We start from the raw sequence: 16,989 nt of genomic DNA, 5'->3' as shown, positions 1-16,989 counted from the left end.
TTGTTGCTAGACCGCCGCCCTTCCTCCGCCGTGCGCCACGGTTGTACGATTCGCGCCGCGGTTTTAACCCTCTCCCCCGTCCTGACGGGGAGCGGTTGCGGCTTGGTTCCTTCGCCCCGTGAGAACGGGGAGAAGGTGGCGGCATCCGGATGAGGGGCTTCCCAGCGAAAAGCAGCAGCCAGATAGCTGCCAAAAGAAAAAGGCCTCGCTGGGAGAGGCGAGGCCGTGTTTCATTGATCAGAACGCCTGACTTAATGGGCGAAGCTCATCTTGGGTTTGAACTCCCCTGACGGGGCCTGATCGAAAATCTGGTAGATCTGCGGGTTGCGCAGCGGCGTGCCGCTTTCGTCATTCACCAGGTTCTGCTCGGAGACGTAAGCGACATATTCGCTCTCGTCGTTTTCGGCGAGCAGGTGATAGAAGGGCTGGTCCTTGCTCGGACGCACCTCGGCGGGAATGGAGTTCCACCATTCTTCCGTATTCGCGAACTCCGGATCAACGTCGAAGATGACGCCGCGAAACGGAAAAACCTTATGCCGGACCACTTCGCCAATACTGAACTTTGCTATTCTTTCTTTCATGGTACGACTTCCTTTCATCACCCAAGTTGGTGATTGGCGCTCCATAAATCAAGATTTTTGAGCACCGTTCGTCACATGAACGTCATCTCCTCGCCATCTGCCGTTCGTGACCTGGGAGGTGAAAGCCCCGGCGAACCGGGGCTTTCCGTGTTCGGGCCGATCAGGCCGAATAGTACATGTCGTATTCGACCGGGTGCGGCGTCATTTCGAAACGCATCACTTCGGCCATCTTCAGCTCGATGAAGGCATCGATCTGGTCGTCGTCGAAAACGCCGCCGGCCGTCAGGAACTTGCGGTCCTTGTCGAGGCTTTCGAGCGCTTCGCGCAACGAGCCGCAGACGGTCGGGATCTTCTTCAGTTCCTTCGGCGGCAGATCGTAGAGATCCTTGTCCATGGCCTTGCCGGGATGGATCTTGTTCTTGATGCCGTCGAGGCCGGCCATCAGCATAGCGGCGAAGGCGAGATAGGGGTTGGCGGTCGGATCCGGAAAGCGGACTTCGACGCGCTTGGCCTTCGGGTTGGAGCCGAATGGGATGCGGCAGGATGCCGAGCGGTTGCGGGCCGAGTAGGCCAACAGGACCGGCGCTTCGTAACCCGGCACGAGACGCTTGTAGGAGTTCGTCGATGGGTTGGTGAAGGCATTGATCGCCTTGGCATGCTTGATGATGCCGCCGATATAGTAGAGGCAGCTTTCGGAGAGACCTGCATATTCGTCGCCGGCGAAGGTCGGCTTGCCGCCCTTCCAGATCGACTGGTGCACATGCATGCCCGAGCCGTTGTCGCCGAAGATCGGCTTCGGCATGAAGGTTGCCGTCTTGCCGTAGGCGTTCGCCACCTGATGCACGACATATTTGTAGATCTGCATCTTGTCGGCGTTGCGCACCAGCGTGTCGAATTTGATGCCGAGCTCGTGTTGGGCGGCGGCGACTTCATGGTGATGCTTTTCGACGACGACGCCCATTTCGGCGAGCACCGTCAGCATTTCCGAGCGCATGTCCTGGGCGCTGTCGACAGGCGGGACCGGGAAATAGCCGCCCTTGACGCGCGGGCGATGGCCGAGGTTGCCGGTCTCATAATCGGTGTCGTCGTTCGACGGCAGTTCGGTCGAATCGAGCTTGAAGCCGGTATTGTAGGGGTCGGCCTTGTACTTGACGTCGTCGAAAACGAAGAACTCGGCTTCCGGGCCGACGAAAATGGTGTCGCCGATGCCGGATGCCTTCAGATAGGCTTCTGCCTTCTTGGCGGTGCCGCGCGGATCGCGGTTATAGGCTTCGCCGGAGACCGGATCGAGGATGTCGCAGACGATAACCATGGTCGACTGAGCGAAGAACGGGTCCATATGCACCGTTTCGGTGTCGGGCATCAGCACCATGTCGGACTCGTTGATGGCCTTCCAGCCGCCGATCGAAGAGCCGTCGAACATGACGCCGTCAGCGAACATGTCTTCATCGACGCAGGCAACGTCCATCGTCACATGCTGCAGCTTGCCCTTCGGGTCGGTGAAACGCAGATCGACGAACTTTACGTCGTTCTCCTTGATCTGCTTCAGAATTTCGCTTGCGGTCGCCATTAAATACGTTCCTCCGATTTACAATAAAAATAGGTGGGTGCTCGTTGACGGTATCGAACTTTGCGTGATTGGCAAAGTGGCTCAGATGGCATCGATGCCGGTCTCGCCGGTGCGGATGCGGATAACCTCTTCGACGTTGGAGACGAAGATCTTTCCGTCGCCAATGCGGCCGGTCTGCGCCGCCTTGCGGATCGCGTCGATGACGGCTTCCGCGTTTTCGTCGGCCAGCACGACTTCGACTTTGACCTTCGGCAGGAAGTCGACGACGTATTCGGCTCCGCGATAGAGTTCCGTGTGGCCCTTCTGACGACCGAAGCCCTTGGCTTCCGTGACTGTGATACCCTGCAACCCGACTTCCTGAAGGGCTTCCTTCACTTCGTCCAGCTTGAAGGGCTTTATGATCGCTTCGATCTTTTTCATGAGAAAATGTCTCTCCGCTTCTCCCGTTATGGCAGGACTCTTTCCCGCTCGCCGATATGATGCAGATATCATGCCAGTTTGAAATCCATCTTTTCGAAAAAAGACGCCGTTTTTGACGAAACCGGCGCGTTTGCGGGGAATTCTAAGGCGTTTTAGTGACGGATATATGGGAAAAACCGCATCAGTTCATCAAAATCATATCGAAAACCACAAAAATCCCATGCATTCGCAATCGCGAAAATACCGAGCGGCTAGATTAAAATATAAGCAAATGCATAAATTAAGTGCTGTTGTTTTTCGCTTCAGTCGGTTGTTTTTTAGGCGTTTTTTGAATTGAATAGGCCAATGAGCGAGCTGCCAGAACTTCTTCTCACCCCCGCTGAAATGGCGGCCGTCGACGCGGCTGCCGCCGCATGGGGCATTGATTCTTTCGGCCTGATGGAGCGGGCGGGTGCTGCCGTCGCCGCAGCCGCGTTGCGGCATCATCCCGGCTCTCTGCGTTTCGTCGTGCTCTGCGGCCCCGGCAACAATGGCGGCGATGCCTATGTCGCGGCAAGGCATCTCCAGGAGAGCGGAGCGGCGGTGGCGCTTTTCCATCTCGGCGATCCCTCCAGGCTGAAGGGCGATGCCGCCCGGGCGCGCTCCGGCTGCGCATTGGAGGGACGGGAACTCCGCCTCTACCAGCCCGCGACCGGCGATGTCGTCATCGACGGCCTGTTCGGTGCGGGCCTTGGCCGCGAGCTGCCGGAGGATGTGCGCGCCTTGATCCGCCGCGTCACCGAGGCCGGTATTCCCGTGCTTGCCATCGATCTGCCTTCCGGCCTTGATGGCCGCACCGGCAAGGTTCTGGGCGCCGCCTTCCGGGCGCACAACACCGTGACCTTCATGACCCGCAAGCCCGGCCATCTGCTGATGCCGGGCAGGGAGCTTTGCGGTGACCTGCAGGTCTTCGACATCGGCATCCCCGCCCGGATCATCAGGGCGGAGGCGAGCGGTCTGATCGCCGAGAACACGCCCGGTGCCTGGAAGGGCGTGCTGCCGGCGGAGCAATTGGAAACCCACAAATACAAGCGCGGCCATCTGGTCGTCTTTTCCGGCGAGGCCGATAAAACAGGCGCCGCACGCATGTCGGCCATCTCGGGCCTGAAGGCCGGCGCCGGTCTGGTGACGATTGCAGCCCCCCGGACGGCGATGGCAGCGAATGCGGCACATCTGACTGCAGTCATGCTGCATGCGGTGGATGACGAAGCCGAACTCGAAGACTGGCTCTCCGACCGGCGGATACAGACTTTCATTCTCGGCCCGGGTTTTGGCGTCGGCGCCAGGGCGCGCGGTTTCGTCAAGGTCCTTGCCGAGCGCCGGCTGGTGCTCGATGCCGACGGCATCTCTTCTTTCAAGGACGACCCGGAGCCGCTTTACGATCTTTTTCGCGGCGAGCCGCGTCTGGTGCTGACGCCGCATGAAGGCGAGTTCGCGCGGCTCTTTCCCGATATCGGCGCCGACGAGACGCTCGGCAAGGTGGACAAGGCCGTGGCCGCCGCCCGCCGCGCCAATGCCGCCATCGTTTATAAAGGGGCGGACACCGTCATCGCCTCGCCGGACGGGCGTGCGCTCATCAATACCAATGCCCCGGTCTGGCTTGCGACCGCCGGTTCCGGCGACGTGCTTGCCGGGATCATCGGCGGATTGCTCGCACAGGGCCTGCCGGCTTTCGAGGCCGCCGCCGCCGGCGTCTGGCTGCATGGAGAGGCCGGCCGTCGCGCCGGCAAGGGGCTGACGGCGGAGGAGCTCGCAGCCGAGGTGTTGCCGCTTTAGCGCCTCGCTTCTTTCCAGAGACACAAACGACGCTGCAACAGTTTAAATTCCCGCATAATTCCTGAGATCGATTTCGATTTAAGGAATTATGCAGTAGGTCTCGCGTAATGGATTTCCGATTTTCTGTGTAAGTCTGTCTTCCGACGGAGGCTCGAATGAGTGTTGGCCTGATCGCCCTTCTTGACGATATCGCGGCATTGGCCAAGGTGGCTGCGGCGTCCCTCGACGATATTGCCGGCCAGGCCGCCAAGGCAGGCGCGAAAGCGGCGGGTGTCGTCATCGATGATGCGGCGGTCACACCCCGCTACGTCACCGGCTTTTCGGCAGCGCGCGAATTGCCGATCATCGGCAAGATCGCCATCGGTTCGTTGAAGAACAAGCTTCTGATCCTGCTCCCGGCAGCCCTCGTCCTCAGCCTTGTCGCGCCGCAAGCGATCACGCCGCTGCTCATGATCGGCGGGCTTTATCTCTGCTACGAGGGCGTGGAAAAGGTCTACGCGCTGGTCATGCCGCATGCGGCTCACGCCCACGAGTCGGCGCTCGAGGCGACAAGCCTCGATGCCAAATCGATAGAAGACGAGAAGGTCGCCGGTGCGATCAAGACGGATTTCATCCTCTCGGCAGAAATCATGGCGATCACGCTCAGTGCGGTGCCGTCAGGCAGCATGGTCACGCAGGCCATCATCCTTGCCGTCGTCGGATTGGGCATAACCGCCGCGGTCTATGGCGGCGTGGCGCTGATCGTCAAGGCAGACGATCTCGGCCTGATGCTGGCTCGTGTGCGCACCGCATCTGCGATGGGCGCCCTCCTGCGTTCGATCGGAAAGGGCCTTGTTACCGGCATGCCCTATTTCCTGAAACTCCTCGGCATCGTCGGAACCGCCGCCATGATCTGGGTCGGCGGCGGCATCATCGTTCATGGCCTCGAAGCTTATGGGTTCGGCGGCCTTGCGCGTCTGATCCATGACGCCGGAGAGGCGATTGCCCATGCCGTTCCGGTTCTGCCATCCGTGCTGCGCTGGGTCGTCGAGGCCGCCGGAGCGGGCATTATCGGCATCGTCGCCGGTCTGGTCGCAATCCCGCTCGCAGCCTATGTCGTCTCGCCGGCGTGGCGATACCTCAAATCGCTTCTGCCTCGCCGCCGGCAGAAAGAAGCGCTGGCGGACGAGAAGAAGTGAAGCAACTCAAAATGCTTCAGCGGTCTCAAATGCCGCGGCTTTCCAGACGTCATACCCAGCCCGCGCTTGAAACGGACGAACAGTGATCCGCATGCGGCGATGATTGCCCATGCGGTCATTGCCCAGCGATGAACTCGGCCTATTTCGCCAATGCCTGCTGCAGGGCGATCGCCCCATGCGGCGCATTGACCTTGCCCTCATGGATCATGAAGGCGAAGACGTCACGCGGTTCGGCCTTCACCTTGCGATCCTTATCGATCAACGGCAGATCGTCCGGGACCTTGCCTTCGGCCCAGGTCTCGAGCCGCTTTGCCCAGGCCTTCAGGTCCTTGTCGGGGTAGCAGGTCGGAATGTCGTCCGATCCTTTCTGCAGCCTCGCATAGACGAAATCGGCCGTCACATCGGCGATCATCGGATATTCGAAATGTTCGGCGCAAACCGGCGCCACGCCGTATTTCGCCAGCAGCGCGATGAACTCCGGCACCTTGAAGGAATCGTGGCGCACCTCGACCACGTGCTGCAATTTCAGCCCGTCCTGCTTTTCCGGCAGCAGCTTCAGGAAGGCTTCGAAATCCTCGGAATCGAACTTCTTCGTCGGCGCGAACTGCCAGAGCAGCGGCCCGAGATGGTCGCCGAGTTCGCTGATCCCGGACGACAGGAAGCGCTCCATCGATTCACCGGCTTCGGCGAGCACCCGTCGATTGGTGACGAACCGCGTCGCCTTCAGGGAAAAAATGAACCCGTCGGGAACATCGGCTGCCCATTTGGCGAAGACTGCCGGTTTCTGCGTGCTGTAATAGGTGCCGTTGACCTCGATGACCTTCAACTGGCGGCTGGCATAATGTAGCTCGTCCTTCTGTTTGAGGTCATCGGGAAAGAAATGCCCGCGCCAGGGCTCGAAGGTCCAGCCGCCGATGCCGGTGCGGATAGTGCCGGATTTCGTCATGTCGTCCTCCCTTTTGGCAGCCGCTCAGGCCGCAACAATCTCTTTCGCCATGTCGACGAGCGTCCATCCTGGCCGATAAGGATTTGGCCGGCGACCCCTTTCCTGAAATCCGAAGGCGCGATAGAGCGCGCTGTTCCGCTCCATCCGCGCAACCGTATAGAGCCGGATCTCCGGCACGGCCCATTCCCGCGCCTTGTCTTCCAGCCATCGCAGCATCGCAAGCCCGTACCCGGCGCCCTGAAAGGCGGGCGAGACCGCGATGCTGAACAGCATGAGGTGGTCGGGATGCTGCTCGACGACCACGAGGCCGGCCGTTTCATCGCCGGTCTCGCGCAGCCATACCTCGCCGCGTTCGATGCGCGGCGTGTAATCCTCCGTCACCGGCACAGGTGGAACGCCGAAAAGTTCGGTATAGGGCAGATAGGCGGCTGCCGTCAGCGTCGTGATCGTTTGAAGATCGTCGCGCGACGCCAGCCTCATCGTCATTCCGCCGCAGCCGCCCTTTTCGCCGGCCGCCGTTCCAGCAATTCCTTGAGGAACTGTCCGGTAAAGGAGCGCTTCTCCTTGACGATCGCCTCCGGCGTGCCGGTGGCGACGATTTCGCCGCCGCCATCGCCGCCCTCGGGGCCGAAATCGAGCACCCAGTCGGCGGTCTTGATGACTTCGAGATTGTGCTCGATCACCACCACCGAATTGCCCTGGTTGACCAGTTCGTGCAGCATTTCAAGCAGCTTGGCGACATCGTGGAAATGCAGGCCGGTGGTCGGTTCGTCGAGAATATAGAGCGTGCGCCCGGTCGAGCGCTTCGACAGTTCCTTGGCGAGCTTGACGCGCTGCGCCTCGCCGCCGGAAAGCGTATTGGCCTGCTGGCCGACCTTGATATAGCCGAGGCCGACATCCTTCAGCGACTGCAGCTTGTCGCGCACGGCAGGCACCGCCGCGAAGAAATCGACGCCTTCTTCGACCGTCATGTCGAGCACGTCGGCGATCGATTTCTGCTTGAAGGTGACGTCGAGCGTCTCTCTGTTATAGCGCTTGCCATGGCAGACGTCGCAGGTGACGTAGACATCGGGCAGGAAGTGCATCTCGATCTTGATGACGCCGTCGCCCTGGCAGGCCTCGCAGCGTCCGCCCTTGACATTGAAGGAGAAACGCCCCGGCTGATAGCCGCGCGCCTTGGCTTCCGGCAGGCCGGCGAACCAATCGCGGATCGGCGTGAAGGCGCCGGTATAGGTCGCCGGGTTCGAACGGGGCGTGCGTCCGATCGGCGACTGGTCGATGTCGATCACCTTGTCGATATGCTCGAAACCATCGATCCGGTCGTGGTCGGCCGGAATTTCGCGCGCGCCCATGACGCGGCGCGCCGCCGACTTATAGAGCGTCTCGATCAGGAAGGTGGACTTGCCGCCGCCCGAAACACCCGTCACCGCCGTGAAGACGCCGAGCGGGATCGATGCGGTGACGTTCTTCAGATTGTTGCCGCGCGCGCCGACCACCTTGATCTCGCGGCCCTTCTTCGGCTTGCGGCGCTCGTCTGGAACCGGCACGCCGAGCTCGCCGGAGAGATATTTGCCGGTCAGCGACTTCGGATTGGCCATGATATCCTGCGGCGTGCCATGGGCGATGACCTGGCCGCCATGAATGCCGGCGGCCGGGCCGATATCGACCACGTCGTCGGCCGTCAGGATCGCATCCTCGTCATGTTCGACGACGATGACCGTATTGCCGATATCGCGCAGGTGCTTCAGCGTGTCGAGCAGCCGGGCATTGTCGCGCTGATGCAGGCCGATCGACGGCTCGTCGAGCACATAGAGAACGCCGGTTAGCCCCGAACCGATCTGCGAGGCGAGCCGGATGCGCTGGCTCTCGCCGCCCGACAGGGTGCCGGAGTTGCGCGACAGGCTGAGATATTCCAGGCCGACATCGTTGAGGAAGCGCAGCCGGTCACGAATTTCCTTGAGGATGCGGACGGCGATCTCGTTCTGCTTGGCATTGAAGCTTGCCGGCAGCGCCTCGAACCAGTCGCGCGCAACGCGGATCGACATGGCGGTCACTTCGCCGATATGCAGCGTGTTGATCTTCACGGCCAAGGCCTCCGGCTTCAGGCGGAAGCCGGCGCAGGCCGGGCAGGGGGCGGCCGACATGAAACGCTCGATATCCTCGCGCGCCCAGGCGGAATCCGTCTCCTTCCAGCGGCGCTCGAGATTGGTGATGATGCCTTCGAAATTCTTGTGGGTGGTATAGGAGCGGGCGCCGTCGGCGTAGTGGAACTCGATCTTGTCGTCGGTGCCGTTGAGGATCACGTCCTTGGCCTCGGCGGAAAGATCGTTCCAGCGCGTGCCGAGCTTGAAGCCATAATGCTTGCCGAGGGCTTCCAGCGTCTGGTTGTAATAGGGCGACGTCGACTTTGCCCAGGGGGCGATCGCGCCGTCGCGCAGCGTCCGCTCGGGTTCGGGCACGATCAGATCGGGGTCGATCTTCTGCTGGGCGCCGAGGCCGTCGCAGGTCGGGCAGGCGCCGAAGGGGTTGTTGAAGGAGAACAGCCGGGGTTCGATCTCAGGAATGGTGAAGCCCGAGACCGGGCAGGCGAATTTTTCCGAAAACAGCACGCGCTCATGCGTCTCGTTCAGCGACTTGTTGGCCGAGCCGCCGGCCGATGTCTCTTCCGGCGGCAGCGGCTTGTCGGCGAATTCGGCGATGGCAAGCCCATCGGCGAGCTTCAGCGAGGTTTCAAGGCTATCCGCTAGACGAGCCGAGACATCGGAGCGCACGACGATGCGGTCGACCACCACGTCGATGTCATGCTTGTATTTCTTGTCGAGAGCAGGCGCCTCGGCGATCTCGTAGAACTGGCCGTCCACCTTGACGCGCTGGAAGCCCTTCTTCATCAGCTCCGCCAGTTCCTTCTTGTATTCACCCTTGCGCCCGCGCACGAGCGGCGCGAGAATATAAAGACGGGTGCCTTCGCCGAAATCGAGGATGCGGTCGACCATCTGACTGACGGTCTGGCTCTCGATCGGCAGGCCGGTCGCCGGCGAATAGGGAACGCCGACGCGGGCAAAGAGCAGGCGCATATAGTCGTAGATCTCGGTGACGGTGCCGACCGTCGAGCGCGGATTGCGCGAGGTGGTCTTCTGCTCGATCGAAATGGCAGGCGACAGCCCGTCGATCTGGTCGACATCGGGCTTCTGCATCATTTCGAGGAACTGCCGGGCATAGGCCGACAGGCTCTCGACGTAGCGCCGCTGTCCCTCGGCGTAGATCGTATCGAAGGCCAGCGAGGATTTGCCCGAGCCCGAAAGCCCGGTCATGACGATCAGCTTGTTGCGCGGCAGATCGAGATCGATGCTCTTCAGATTGTGCTCGCGCGCGCCGCGGATGGAGATCGTCTTCAGTTCGCTCATCGTCTCTGCTTTGGTTTTCTGGATAACAGCCCTTATTTAGTGATGACGACCGGCGAGTCGAGGCTGAATATCCTGGAAGGCTCAAGGTTTTCGATTCTGTTGACAGGATCATACGGATAAACTAGAACAAATAAAGAACAAAATTCCTGATGAATGCATGCGGTTTTCTGATGGATAAAATATGTGGATTAAATACCGCTCATGCGCATCGGCGGTCCGTGATGGTTTAAGGTGCGCCGATCGATTGAAACGCCGCCGGGCAGGGCGGCAGGCAGGGTGATAAGATGGCTGGTAGCGTAAACAAGGTAATTCTGGTTGGAAACGTGGGTGCAGACCCCGAAATCCGCCGCACGCAGGACGGCCGGCCGATCGCCAATCTTCGTATCGCAACCTCGGAGACCTGGCGCGACCGCAATTCCGGCGAACGCCGCGAAAAGACCGAATGGCATACTGTCGTCGTCTTCAACGAGGGCCTGTGCAAGGTCGTCGAGCAATATGTGAAGAAGGGCGCCAAGCTCTATATCGAAGGCCAGCTGCAGACCCGTAAGTGGCAGGACCAGCAGGGCCAGGATCGCTATTCGACGGAAGTGGTGCTGCAGGGCTTCAGCTCGACGCTGACCATGCTCGACGGCCGTGGCGATGGCGGCGGCGCGAGCTCCGGCTTCGGCGGCGGCCGTGGCGGCGGCAGCAGCAACAATGACTACGGCGATGATTACGGCGCGCCGTCTTCGTCTCCATCGTCCAGCCGCGGCGGTGGCGGCGGCAACTTCTCGCGCGATCTCGACGACGACATTCCGTTTTGATCGGCGGCCTTTCCCGAGTGAAAGACTTGAGAGCATGATGCCTTGAACGGCGTCATGCTCTTTTTGTTGATTTCGATCAGGATGCCTTGGTCTTCAAAGGCTGAAGAATCTGCCGCCGTTCAGCGCGGCGTCGCGCTGATGAGATTGAAGGCCGATTTCGCACCGTCGACGACGAATTGCACCGCCAGCGCGGCCAGGATGACACCGAGAAGCCGCGTCAGGATTGCCCGGCCGGTGACGCCGAGGAAACGGTCGAGCCTTTCGGCGATGAGCAGCATGAGGAAAGTCAGCAGCAGATTGGCGGCGATGACCGCGATGAGCTGGGCTTTTTCGACGGTTGTCGGCAGCGTGCCCGCAAGCAGGATCGTCGCCGAGATCGCGCCCGGGCCTGCGATCAACGGCAGGGCAAGCGGGAAGACGGCGACATTCTCGATATGATCCTTGGTCACAGCCGCCTCGGAGGCCTTCTCCTTGCGCTCCTGGCGCCTCTCGAAGACCATTTCGAAGGCGATCCAGAAGAGCAGCAGCCCGCCCGCGATGCGGAAGGCACCGATCGAAATGCCGAGCACGCCGAGCACGCTCGAGCCGAACAGAGCGAAGACGGCGAGGATGATGAAGGCGATGGTCGAGCCGCGCAGCGCCACCTGCGTGCGCTGGGCTCGGCTCATGCCGATCGTCAGACCTAGGAAGATGGGCGCCAGCCCCGGCGGATCGATGGTGACGATGAGCGTCGTAAAGGCGTTGATCAGTTGGTCGGCGCTTGCCATCGTCTCTCCCGAACCTCATATGAATGCCTGGGTTTTCGCGATTGTGTAGCGGGGATTCCGATTTGGCAAATAGCCCGCGGCGGTCCCTGAAGGATTTGCCCGGTCAAGCCGTCAAAACCGCATGTTTTACCCTTTTTAGGCCGCAAAAGCCTGTTCAAAACGCTTCGTGAAATTGGCGCGGGGACAGGCTTTCCGCTATAAATCTTCAAGTGATTCTAGAAGAGATCGTGATCTGTTTTGACTGAGCAAACACCCCCCGGCGGCGGGAAGCTCCCGCCAGGCATCGAGCCCATCTCCATCATGGAGGAAATGCAGCGGTCGTATCTCGATTACGCCATGAGCGTCATCGTCAGCCGCGCGCTGCCCGACGTGCGCGACGGCCTGAAGCCCGTGCACCGGCGCATCCTCTATGGCATGTCCGAGCTCGGCATCGACTGGAACAAGAAATACGTCAAATGCGCCCGCGTCACCGGTGACGTGATGGGTAAATACCATCCGCACGGCAACGCCGCGATCTACGACGCGCTCGCCCGCATGGCGCAGCCCTGGTCACTGCGGCTGCCGCTGATCGACGGTCAGGGCAATTTCGGCTCCGTCGACGGCGATCCGCCGGCGGCCGAACGTTACACGGAATGCCGGCTGGAGAAGGCCGCCCATTCGCTGCTCGACGATCTCGACAAGGAAACGGTCGATTTCCGCGACAACTATGACGGCACGCTCTCCGAGCCGGTCGTGGTTCCCGCCAAGTTCCCGAACCTGCTCGTCAACGGCGCCGGCGGTATCGCCGTCGGCATGGCGACCAACATCCCGCCGCATAACCTGTCGGAAGTCATCAACGGCTGCATTGCGCTGATCGACGATCCGGCAATCGAGCTGCCGGAACTGATGCAGATCATTCCCGGCCCGGATTTCCCAACAGGGGCCAAGATCCTCGGCCGCGCCGGCATCCGCTCGGCTTACGAGACCGGCCGCGGCTCGGTCATCATGCGCGGCGTCGCAGCCATCGAGCCGATGCGCGGCGACCGCGAACAGATCATCATCACCGAAATTCCCTATCAGGTGAACAAGGCGACGATGATCGAGAAGATGGCCGAACTCGTGCGCGAAAAACGCATCGAGGGCATCTCCGACCTGCGCGACGAATCCGACCGCCAGGGCTATCGCGTCGTCATCGAGCTGAAGCGCGACGCCAATGCCGAGGTTATCCTCAATCAGCTCTATCGCTACACGCCGCTGCAGACTTCTTTCGGCTGCAACATGGTGGCGCTGAACGGTGGCAAGCCGGAACAGCTGACGCTGCTCGACATGCTGCGCGCCTTCGTCTCTTTCCGCGAGGAAGTCGTTAGCCGGAGAACGAAATTCCTCCTGCGCAAGGCCCGCGAGCGCGCCCATGTGTTGGTCGGCCTCGCAATTGCCGTCGCCAACATCGACGAAGTCATCCGCGTCATCCGCCAGGCGCCGGATCCGCAGTCGGCCCGCGAAGAGTTGATGACCCGCCGTTGGCCAGCGGAAGATGTCGAAAGCCTGATCCGTCTGATCGACGATCCGCGCCATCGCATCAATGAGGACATGACGTACAACCTGTCGGAGGAGCAGGCTCGCGCCATCCTCGAGCTGCGTCTCGCCCGCCTGACCGCTCTCGGCCGCGACGAAATCGGCGATGAACTCAATAAGATAGGCGAGGAAATCCGGGATTATCTCGATATTCTTTCCTCGCGCGTCCGCATCCAGACCATCGTCAAGGATGAACTCACCGCCGTGCGCGACGAGTTCGGCACACCGCGCCGCACCGAGATCGTCGATGGCGGTCTTGAAATGGATGACGAGGACCTCATCGCCCGCGAAGACATGGTCGTCACCGTCTCGCATCTCGGCTATATCAAGCGCGTGCCGCTGACCACCTATCGCGCTCAGCGCCGCGGCGGCAAGGGCCGCTCCGGGATGACCACCCGCGACGAGGATTTCGTTAGCCGGCTATTCGTAGTGAACACGCATACGCCGGTTCTGTTCTTCTCCTCGCGCGGCATCGTCTACAAGGAAAAGGTCTGGCGCCTGCCGATCGGCACGCCGACCTCGCGCGGCAAGGCGCTGATCAATATGCTGCCGCTCGCCCCCGGCGAACGCATCACCACCATCCTGCCCTTGCCCGAGGACGAGGAAAGCTGGGACAATCTCGACGTCATGTTCTCGACGACGCGCGGCACGGTTCGCCGCAACAAGCTGTCGGACTTCGTTCAGGTGAACCGCAACGGCAAGATCGCCATGAAGCTCGAAGAAGAGGGCGACGAAATCCTCTCCGTCGAGACCTGTACGGAACATGACGACGTTCTGCTGACGACCGCGCTCGGCCAGTGCATCCGCTTCTCCGTCGACGACGTTCGCGTCTTCGCTGGCCGTAACTCGATCGGCGTGCGCGGCATCAATCTCGGCGAGGGCGATCGCATCATCTCGATGACGATCGTTGGCCATGTCGATGCCGAGCCGTGGGAGCGCGCCGCCTATCTGAAGCGCTCCGCCGCCGAGCGTCGCGCGACGGGCGTCGATGAAGAGGATATCGCACTGGTCGGCGAGGAAGTCACCGAAGAGGGACAGCTCTCCGACGAACGCTATGAAGAGCTGAAGACGCGCGAGCAGTTCGTGCTCACCGTCTCCGAAAAGGGCTTCGGCAAGCGTTCGTCTTCCTACGACTTCCGCATCTCCGGCCGCGGCGGCAAGGGCATCCGCGCCACCGATACGTCGAAGACGGGTGAGATCGGCGAACTCGTCGCTGCCTTCCCGGTCGATGACGGCGACCAGATCATGCTGGTTTCGGACGGCGGCCAGTTGATCCGCGTACCGGTCGGCGGCATCCGCATCGCCAGCCGCGCCACCAAGGGCGTCACCATCTTCTCAACCGCGAAGGACGAAAAGGTCGTCTCCGTCGAGCGCATCAGCGAGCCGGAAGAGGACGAGGCCGAGGAGGCGGTCGAGGCCGCCGAAGGCGGCGCTGCCGACGACGCGCCGGCTGCCGATGGCGATCCGGCAGGACCTGCCGAGGAATGATGAAGGAAAAGGGCGGCTTCGAGCCGCCCTTTTCTTTTGATGGCCTGGGACCCTGCCAGCATGGCATTTTTGCTTCTTGGGCAGCCTTCCAATGCCATCTTCGGTACGAGCATGAAACCTTCTGATTTTTAAGCCGTTATTGCGCTTATGACCGACGCTAGATTGGACCCGAAATCGGTCGACGGCACCAGGCCGCACGGTGCCGAAAAGCCGCCGCACCATGAAAAGGCATCGACTGTCGAAGTCGCGCCGCCGCCAGATGTCATCGAAGATGATCCAAAGCTGACGCCCGAGGACGCCGAGAAGGCGCGGAAGAAATATTTGCTGAAGCGCTTCTGGATCAGTGCACGCGGCTACTGGAGTCGCCGCGGCGATGGCTTTGCCTGGCCGTGCTGCATTGGACTGCTGCTCCTGATCGTCATGAATGTCGGTTTCCAATATGGCATCAATCGCTGGAACCGCGGGATTTTCGATGCCATCGAGCGGCACGATGCCGGCACCGTCTATTATCTGAGTGCCGTTTTCCCGCCGCTTGTGCTTGGAAGCGTCACCCTCGTCACCTCGCAAGTCTACCTTCGCATGATGATCCAGCGCCGCTGGCGGTCCTGGCTCGCGACGGCTCTCATCGCGCGCTGGCTCGCAAATGGCCGCTATTATCAGTTGAACCTCATCGGCGGCGATCATAAGAACCCCGAGGCGCGTATCTCGGAGGATCTCAGGATCGCCACCGAGGCCCCGGTCGATTTTCTCGCCGGCGTCACCTCCGCATTCCTGTCGGCCTCGACCTTCATCGTGGTGCTGTGGACGATCGGCGGAGCGCTGACTCTCCCGATCGGCGGGGTGACCGTTACCATTCCAGGCTTTCTCGTCGTCACCGCCGTGCTTTACGCCGTCATTACGTCGACCACCATCGCGATCATCGGCCGGCATTTCGTCCAGGTGTCCGAGGTCAAGAACCAGTTGGAAGCCGAGTTCCGCTACACGTTGACCCATGTGCGTGAGAACGGCGAGAGCATCGCTCTTCTCGGCGGCGAAGAGGAAGAGCGCAACGATCTCGACAAGACTTTCGGCAATGTGCTGCGGCAATGGGCTCTGCTTGCACACCAATATATGCGCACGACGTTCGTGTCGCATGGGTCGATGCTGATAGCGCCCGTCGTACCGGTCCTGTTGTGCGCTCCGAAATTTCTCGAGGGCAGCATGTCGCTGGGGGAGGTCATGCAGGCTGCCTCCGCCTTCGCCATCGTTCAGTCTGCCTTCGGATGGCTGGTCGACAACTATCCCCGCCTTGCCGATTGGAACGCCTGCGCGCGGCGCGTCGCTTCGCTGATGATGTCGCTCGATGGGCTGGAACGTGCTGAACAGAGCGATGCTCTGGGGCGGATCAAACACGGTGAGACGAAAAGCGATGCGATGCTGAGCCTCAATGATCTCTCTGTGTCGCTGGACGACGGCACCGCCGTGGTCAAGGAAACCCGGGTCGAGATCGAGCCGGGCGAACGGGTGCTTGTCGCCGGTGAATCCGGTTCGGGCAAGAGCACGCTTGTGCGCGCCATTTCAGGTCTTTGGCCGTGGGGGCATGGCAGCGTCGGTTTCCGCACGGACAGACGGTTGTTCATGCTGCCGCAGCGGCCCTACATTCCCTCCGGCACGCTTCGCCGCGCCGTCGCCTATCCCCGCGCGGCCGACGGTTGGTCGCTTGATGAGATCAAGGCGGCCCTCAGCAAGGTGGGGCTCGATTACCTGAACGAGAAGATCGAGGAAGAAGGGCCATGGGACCAGACCTTGTCGGGCGGCGAAAAGCAGCGGCTCGCCTTTGCGCGTCTGCTCCTGCACAACCCCGATATTATCGTGCTCGATGAAGCGACGTCCGCGCTCGACGAGAAGAGCCAGGACAAGATGATGGAAATGGTGATCCGGGAATTGCCGAAGGTCACCATCATCAGCGTGGCGCACCGCGTCGAACTCGAGGCCTTTCATAGCCGCAAGATCACCTTGGAGCGGCGCGAAGGCGGCGCAAAGCTGGTCAGCGATATCGATCTCGTGCCGCGCCAGAGAAAACGCAACGTGCTTTTGCGCCTTCTGGAGGACCGGCGGCCGCAGGCGAAAGGCAGCCTGACCTCTGGGAAAGCCACGTTGCCGCAGAATAAAAACTGAAATCCGCCTTGCCGCGACAGGGAGGGAATAGACAAGCTTGCTGGCGCAATTCAGAAAAAAGCCGGATGCTGGGTGCATCCGGCTTTGAATGGCCTCGGCGGCGGAAGGGTGCCGCTCGAGGTGGGGAAGAGGATGGTCAGAATGCGCTATGTTTCTCGTTCAGCGCCTTTACTTCTTCTCCTTCGCGCCTGAGCGCGGAGATCGTCGAAGCCACGGACACTATGAACATGACGCTGATGAGGGCGGTGAGCACTGTCAAGATCGTGAACATAGGCATTCCTTTCCTGGGGAGTTGCGTTCTCGCCC

At 61.2% G+C, this 16,989-nt stretch carries 12 protein-coding genes; 5 read left to right on the top strand and 7 right to left on the bottom strand.

Annotation, left to right across the window (positions count from 1 at the left end):
- Window positions 1-251 precede the first annotated feature (251 nt).
- The 3 genes from hspQ to ATY76_RS06860 form a co-directional block, all read right to left on the bottom strand.
- Entirely contained in the window at window positions 252-581 is a 330-nt protein-coding gene (hspQ, locus tag ATY76_RS06870; RefSeq protein WP_088674034.1) for a heat shock protein HspQ, read from the bottom strand.
- A 160-nt stretch (window positions 582-741) separates the two neighbouring features.
- Window positions 742-2,151 (bottom strand): type I glutamate--ammonia ligase, encoded by a 1,410-nt coding sequence (gene glnA / locus ATY76_RS06865; RefSeq protein WP_088674033.1) that lies wholly within the window; start codon window positions 2,149-2,151, stop codon window positions 742-744.
- Window positions 2,152-2,232: 81 nt separating this feature from the next.
- Window positions 2,233-2,571 carry a P-II family nitrogen regulator gene (locus ATY76_RS06860; protein WP_003539626.1) on the bottom strand — a complete coding sequence of 113 codons (339 nt, stop codon included), beginning with the start codon at window positions 2,569-2,571 and terminating at the stop codon, window positions 2,233-2,235.
- Between the two features lie 345 nt (window positions 2,572-2,916).
- Here ATY76_RS06860 and ATY76_RS06855 point away from each other — a divergent pair, with 345 nt between their 5' ends.
- Both ATY76_RS06855 and ATY76_RS06850 read left to right on the top strand, forming a co-directional pair.
- A complete protein-coding gene (locus tag ATY76_RS06855; RefSeq protein WP_088674032.1) occupies window positions 2,917-4,386 on the top strand; it encodes an NAD(P)H-hydrate dehydratase in 1,470 nt (489 codons plus the stop codon).
- Window positions 4,387-4,541: 155 nt separating this feature from the next.
- Complete coding sequence (locus tag ATY76_RS06850) at window positions 4,542-5,564, top strand: DUF808 domain-containing protein (protein ID WP_088674031.1); 1,023 nt, start codon at window positions 4,542-4,544, stop codon at window positions 5,562-5,564.
- Between the two features lie 139 nt (window positions 5,565-5,703).
- Here the strand turns inward: ATY76_RS06850 and ATY76_RS06845 are convergent, their stop codons facing one another.
- Genes ATY76_RS06845 through uvrA form a run of 3 tightly spaced genes read right to left on the bottom strand, consistent with a single transcriptional unit; the run spans window position 5,704 to window position 9,914 of the window.
- Complete coding sequence (locus tag ATY76_RS06845) at window positions 5,704-6,510, bottom strand: DUF72 domain-containing protein (protein ID WP_088674030.1); 807 nt, start codon at window positions 6,508-6,510, stop codon at window positions 5,704-5,706.
- Between the two features lie 24 nt (window positions 6,511-6,534).
- Window positions 6,535-6,996 (bottom strand): GNAT family N-acetyltransferase, encoded by a 462-nt coding sequence (locus tag ATY76_RS06840; RefSeq protein ID WP_088674029.1) that lies wholly within the window; start codon window positions 6,994-6,996, stop codon window positions 6,535-6,537.
- Window positions 6,993-9,914, bottom strand: coding sequence for an excinuclease ABC subunit UvrA (gene uvrA / locus ATY76_RS06835; protein ID WP_088674028.1), 2,922 nt, complete (start codon window positions 9,912-9,914; stop codon window positions 6,993-6,995). Before uvrA ends, ATY76_RS06840 begins: the two co-directional genes overlap by 4 nt.
- 284 nt (window positions 9,915-10,198) lie before the next feature.
- Here uvrA and ATY76_RS06830 point away from each other — a divergent pair, with 284 nt between their 5' ends.
- Window positions 10,199-10,717 carry a single-stranded DNA-binding protein gene (locus ATY76_RS06830; protein WP_088674027.1) on the top strand — a complete coding sequence of 173 codons (519 nt, stop codon included), beginning with the start codon at window positions 10,199-10,201 and terminating at the stop codon, window positions 10,715-10,717.
- A 119-nt stretch (window positions 10,718-10,836) separates the two neighbouring features.
- Here the strand turns inward: ATY76_RS06830 and ATY76_RS06825 are convergent, their stop codons facing one another.
- Window positions 10,837-11,484 carry a MarC family protein gene (locus ATY76_RS06825; RefSeq protein WP_088674026.1) on the bottom strand — a complete coding sequence of 216 codons (648 nt, stop codon included), beginning with the start codon at window positions 11,482-11,484 and terminating at the stop codon, window positions 10,837-10,839.
- Between the two features lie 237 nt (window positions 11,485-11,721).
- Between ATY76_RS06825 and gyrA the strand changes: the two genes are divergently transcribed.
- Window positions 11,722-14,526, top strand: coding sequence for a DNA gyrase subunit A (gene gyrA / locus ATY76_RS06820; RefSeq protein ID WP_088674025.1), 2,805 nt, complete (start codon window positions 11,722-11,724; stop codon window positions 14,524-14,526).
- Window positions 14,527-14,673: 147 nt separating this feature from the next.
- The gene (locus ATY76_RS06815) at window positions 14,674-16,683 is read left to right on the top strand and encodes an ABC transporter ATP-binding protein/permease (protein ID WP_088674024.1); all 2,010 of its coding nucleotides are present in this window, start codon (window positions 14,674-14,676) and stop codon (window positions 16,681-16,683) included.
- The last annotated feature ends 306 nt before the right edge of the window (window positions 16,684-16,989 follow it).

Origin of the sequence: Rhizobium sp. R339 (assembly GCF_002211395.1) — a bacterium.
Lineage (GTDB): Bacteria > Pseudomonadota > Alphaproteobacteria > Rhizobiales > Rhizobiaceae > Rhizobium.
This window is presented reverse-complemented; position numbering and strand designations above follow the sequence as displayed.

Bases quoted from the DNA above. Each gene is read 5' to 3' on its own strand.
- ATY76_RS06845 (WP_088674030.1), bottom strand. From the start codon at position 6,510: ATGACGAAATCCGGCACTATCCGCACCGGCATCGGCGGCTGGACCTTC.
- ATY76_RS06825 (WP_088674026.1), bottom strand. From the start codon at position 11,484: ATGGCAAGCGCCGACCAACTGATCAACGCCTTTACGACGCTCATCGTC.
- ATY76_RS06815 (WP_088674024.1), top strand. From the start codon at position 14,674: ATGACCGACGCTAGATTGGACCCGAAATCGGTCGACGGCACCAGGCCG.
- glnA (WP_088674033.1), bottom strand. From the start codon at position 2,151: ATGGCGACCGCAAGCGAAATTCTGAAGCAGATCAAGGAGAACGACGTA.
- hspQ (WP_088674034.1), bottom strand. From the start codon at position 581: ATGAAAGAAAGAATAGCAAAGTTCAGTATTGGCGAAGTGGTCCGGCAT.
- ATY76_RS06850 (WP_088674031.1), top strand. From the start codon at position 4,542: ATGAGTGTTGGCCTGATCGCCCTTCTTGACGATATCGCGGCATTGGCC.
- ATY76_RS06860 (WP_003539626.1), bottom strand. From the start codon at position 2,571: ATGAAAAAGATCGAAGCGATCATAAAGCCCTTCAAGCTGGACGAAGTG.
- uvrA (WP_088674028.1), bottom strand. From the start codon at position 9,914: ATGAGCGAACTGAAGACGATCTCCATCCGCGGCGCGCGCGAGCACAAT.
- ATY76_RS06840 (WP_088674029.1), bottom strand. From the start codon at position 6,996: ATGACGATGAGGCTGGCGTCGCGCGACGATCTTCAAACGATCACGACG.
- ATY76_RS06830 (WP_088674027.1), top strand. From the start codon at position 10,199: ATGGCTGGTAGCGTAAACAAGGTAATTCTGGTTGGAAACGTGGGTGCA.
- ATY76_RS06855 (WP_088674032.1), top strand. From the start codon at position 2,917: ATGAGCGAGCTGCCAGAACTTCTTCTCACCCCCGCTGAAATGGCGGCC.